This window comes from Limnoraphis robusta BA-68 BA1 (genome assembly GCF_034932365.1).
In the GTDB taxonomy this organism is placed as follows: Bacteria; Cyanobacteriota; Cyanobacteriia; order Cyanobacteriales; family Microcoleaceae; genus Capilliphycus; species Capilliphycus robustus.
Genome location: NZ_JAYGHR010000058.1, coordinates 1 through 4,382, shown reverse-complemented (window position 1 = coordinate 4,382; position 4,382 = coordinate 1). Strand labels below are relative to the sequence as shown.

Here is a 4,382-nt window from a genome sequence, read left to right as displayed (position 1 = left end):
TTCGCGAACATCAACGTTGCTGTCGTTGCCAGCAACACCCCGGTCACGAACCATCCGATTGAGCGAACACGTACCGTGATTGAACCCATCACAACACCTCCAAGGCGTCTCTGGCATCCAACCCGGCGTCGAACGCACTCCGCCAACGATGCCACACGCTCCACCGCCCACGCTCCGAGTTGTCGAGGCGAACACCCGACCACGCCAATGCAGGTCGACACAGCATCGAAGCCCTGTCCGTCAGGTCGCTCGATAACGCGCCAGCAGCCAGACACTTCAGACCGCTCAGGTACGGCACTTGAGATTGGGTGCGCCCGACTGCGAAGAACCCCGCTCGTAATCGCGACCCCGGATGCCGACCCGTCCACTGCACTCCCGGCGATGTTGGCGATCAACGAAAGTCGCGTTCTGCGATCACTGAAAGTCGCGGTCGCGGGGTGGGGTTCGTCCCGAGTGGGTGACGTTAGCGGCTGCGTCGTTTGGTGGGGTCGGTCGTCGCGGTGGTAAGGGCTTGGTGCTCGCGTAGACGCCAGGAGGGGCCCTTGATGTTGAACACGACGGCGTTGTGCATGAGCCGATCGAGGATCGCTGCGGCGACGACGGTGTCGCCGAAGATCTCGCCCCAGTCGGGGAGCCCGCGGTTGGTCGTGACGATCGTCGAGTGCTGTTTTTCGTAGCGCTGGTTGACGACTTGGTAGAACGCGGACGCGGCGGCGCGGTCCATGGGGAGCAGGCCGACGTCATCGATCACGAGCACTGATGGGGCGGTGTAGGTCTTCAGCTTCGACGCGAGGGTGCCTTCCCGGGTGGCTTGGGCGATGTTCGCGACCATCTCTTCGGCGTTGGTGAAGTAACCGCGGAAGCCGGCCTCGACCGCGAGGATCGCGATCGCGACGGCGAGGTGTGTCTTGCCGCAGCCGGGTTGGCCGAGGAACAGGATCGGCCGGCCGGTGGCCATGAACCGCAACGATGCGAGGTCGTCGACGAGCTTGCGGTCGACGGTCGGTTGGAACGCGAAGTCGAACTCGTCGATGGTCTTGCGGAACGGGAACCGCGCGTATCTGAGTCGTGCGGTGAGTCGCCGGTTGCGGGTCGCGTCGGCTTGCTCGGCGATGAGCCGGGCGAGGAACTCGACGTGAGACCAGTCCTCGGTGCGGGCCTGTTCGCCGAGGACCGCGAACACCTCGCCAGCGCGGTCCATCTGTAGATAGCCGAGATCATCTTTGATCTGTTCGTAGATGCTGCCGGTCATCAGAACTCGCCTCCTTCGACAGCGAGATCACGGTGGTCGTAGCGGGCTGCGAGGTCGGGGGTGGCGACATCGAAGTCGCCTCCGGGCAACTCGATCCGGCCGACCGGCCCGACCGGTGACGCCGGTCCGGGTTCGTGGTCGCGGACCACGTGGAGGTGCCGACGGTGGGTGCTCGCCAACGCGGATGCCTCCGCTTGGGCGCGGTGCGTCGGGTCCCACACCTCGGCGCGTCCGTCGGTCGGAACCAGATGGGTGATCATCAGCTGCCCAGCCCATCGGATGCTGATCTCGTTGCTGTCAACGGGTTTGCGGACCTCGACGAGCTGACCGAGGCAGTCGGCCGGGACCGAGTAGCGGACCCCGTCACACTCGATCAACGGCAACACCCGATGCACCCGGCGGGCCTCGACGTAGTCGGTGTCGAACCGGCGTGCCGGCAACGACTTCAAGAACCCGTGCTCGACAGCGAACCTGTCGATCGGCGCAACACCGGTCGTGCGATGCACACGGTCATGCACGCGTTCATCAACCCACACACGCGCCCGCTGGTTCAACGCGTCGATGTCATCGGGGACGCCAGTGACGACGAGTTCTTCGAGGAACGACTCCGACAGGTCACGGAACGGGCGCTCGATCTTGCCCTTGCGTTTCGCGTCGCCGGCCTGACACGCCTTGATCTCGGTGCCGTGATGACGAGCGAACTCGAGCGTCGGTGGATGCAGCTTGAACCGGCGGCCTTGCGACTGACCGAGCGCACCCATCCTGTCCGTGCGACACAGCTGCGGGACCCCGCCGACAGCGTCGAAGAACCGGACAATGCCTTCGAAGGTGTGCTCTCGATCGACGCTCGTGGTGAACCACCACAGCCGCCACCGTGACCAACACAAGATCATCCCGAAGCACCACAACACCGGCCCGAGCCCGACGCGCTGCGACCACGCCGAGCAATCCGAGAAGTCGAACTGGGCCTCCTCGCCCGGCGCGGTCTCGATCGGCACCGACGCCGCATCAGCACGACGGAACCGTGGGCCACGCTGCTCGCGCACCCAGCGGACCACGCTCGGATACGAACCATCGAACCCTTCCGCGCGGATGATCTCGAACAACGACGTCGCCAACAACGACGAGTTCCCGACCAACAACGCCGTCAACCTGTCAGCCCACCGCGGATCGATCACACGCTCGGCATTGTCGAGCGTGCGGGCCGCCGGCGGGCCACCCTCCCTGCACCACTTCGAGATCGTCGCCGGGTGATACCCGGTCTGCGCGCCGATCTCCTCGTACGTCATGCCAGCGCGTTTCATCGCGAGCACATCCATGAACTCCTCCTGAGTCATCATGAGAAGAGGTCCCTCCAGTTGTCTTGCTTGGTCGCTCGACATGCTGGAGGGACCACCCCTCAACCGTTGAAATTCAGGAAGAACCCACCCCCGACAACCGCGACATTCGCTGATCACCGATCGCGACATTCACTGATCGCTCACACCATCGACATCTGCCGGCGCAACGACACCTTCGAGCGGTTCTTCCGTCTGCCAGCTGACATAAAACAGGTCGCCGTCGAACTCTCGACAGATCTGCACCACGTAGTTCTTGTAGTTGCCTTCAGCGTCCGGGCGTGTCGGCTCGCGGACAACTTGAAGGATCACCTCCGATCCGTCATTGGGAAGACGGTCGAACTCGAACGTATCCGCAGCTGCCCTCGCCGCTTCGAACACTCCACGTGCTGGGCACGGGACACCTGATCGCGCAAGCACGCTCGTCGGGCTCGTAACGACTGCAGCGTCGTCGGTGTCACGCGCCAGGTAGACGATCAGCGCGACGGCAAGAATGCAGACACCTGCCCCGACCACTGCATGAGCGGTTCTTCTGACGCCAACAGGAAAGTCAGCGTGTCCTACTGCGGCGACGATCGAAACGATGCCGCCCAACAGCGCGACGACCGTTCCGGCTGATGCCAGCCATCCCTCGGCCGAAGCGCTCACGTACCCCAGTCTTCACTGTTCCGATCCGCTGGCTACGCCGATTTTCCGCTTGACGCAACCTACTTCATGAATCTGTTCGCAGGCTGGGCTGCGTCGAGGCGGCGCCCGCCCGGATACGTCTCACGAAAGCCCTGGTTCGGCAGCCTCGATGAGCTCGATCCAGAACGCCGCACGTTCGTCGACGTCAGCGAGAACCCGCAATGCCGGCAACGCGACTGGTAGATCGACGAACTGTTGCAGATACCCGAGCAGAGCTTCGGGGGTTGCCTCGGACGACAGGTTCTTCGTGAGTTCAAGTACGACAGTCATCAGCGACGCGTCGTCCATGATGCTTCGGGTCCACGCGTCGGCGACCGATCCTCCGTTGCGTACAGCGCTGCGAGCGGGGTCGACGACGAGACTCGGATGCCTTCGATACCACTCGAACTCGCCTGGCTCGCGGAGCCGTTCCAGCACCATCTGGTCACCAACAGCGACGAACGCGTCGGCGTCGGCGTTGGTGCCGCGCATCGTCTGTAGTAGTGCGTGCGAGGCGTCGTACACGAGCCGCGAGGATCGGACCGGGGACAGCGCGCGAAGTGCCGGATAGGGGTCATCAAACCCGTGGGCATGTTGCAGCATGTGCACAGCAACGAACTCGAGCATGGTCATCGCACTGCGGTCACCAAACAACCGGCTGGAGACAACCTCGCGTTGCCATTCCTCCGTGCGGACAACCTCTTCCATCTGCAGCAGAATTCGTGCCGCGGTTGCCACGTCCGCCGGAGCCTTGTCGATCGCTCGAACGAGCTTGTCCAAGAACCTCGGTCCGTCCGGGATCCGAAGAAGGGTCATGAACTCGTCAGCGAAGCTGGCTCCGCGCAGCACACTGACCCAACGTGCATCAACCTCGCTGTCGGGCGCATCCGCGGACCAGGCAGTGTAGGAGAAGTAGCGACTGTAGTAGTGCGGATGCGAGAGCCTTCCAGTGGCAGGCCGACCCGCGTACGAGCGCCCACCGCTCAGAGCGGCATGCAGGTCTGGCAGTATCTCCTGCAATGCCTTGTCGGCGCTTCGAGCGAGCGGCGCCCCGAGACGCTCTTCCGAGATCAGGTCTCCAAAGGTCTTTCTTGCCCGTTCTTGTGGCATTGCCTCCTTGTCTTGGC

The 4,382-nt window shown here is 63.6% G+C and carries 4 protein-coding genes; all 4 read right to left on the bottom strand.

Annotation, left to right across the window (positions count from 1 at the left end; all coding sequences use genetic code 11):
- Positions 1-463: 463 nt before the first annotated feature.
- Positions 464-1,252 (bottom strand): IS21-like element helper ATPase IstB, encoded by a 789-nt coding sequence (gene istB / locus VB836_RS13415; protein WP_323219767.1) that lies wholly within the window; start codon positions 1,250-1,252, stop codon positions 464-466.
- The gene (gene istA, locus VB836_RS13410) at positions 1,252-2,592 is read right to left on the bottom strand and encodes an IS21 family transposase (RefSeq protein WP_323219766.1); all 1,341 of its coding nucleotides are present in this window, start codon (positions 2,590-2,592) and stop codon (positions 1,252-1,254) included. The genes istB and istA overlap by 1 nt, the downstream gene beginning before the upstream one ends.
- Before the next feature lie 129 nt (positions 2,593-2,721).
- Positions 2,722-3,237 carry a hypothetical protein gene (locus VB836_RS13405; RefSeq protein ID WP_323219765.1) on the bottom strand — a complete coding sequence of 172 codons (516 nt, stop codon included), beginning with the start codon at positions 3,235-3,237 and terminating at the stop codon, positions 2,722-2,724.
- Between the two features lie 120 nt (positions 3,238-3,357).
- Positions 3,358-4,382, bottom strand: a 1,025-nt coding sequence (locus tag VB836_RS13400) for a hypothetical protein (protein WP_323219763.1), incomplete at its 5' end; no start/stop codon positions are given.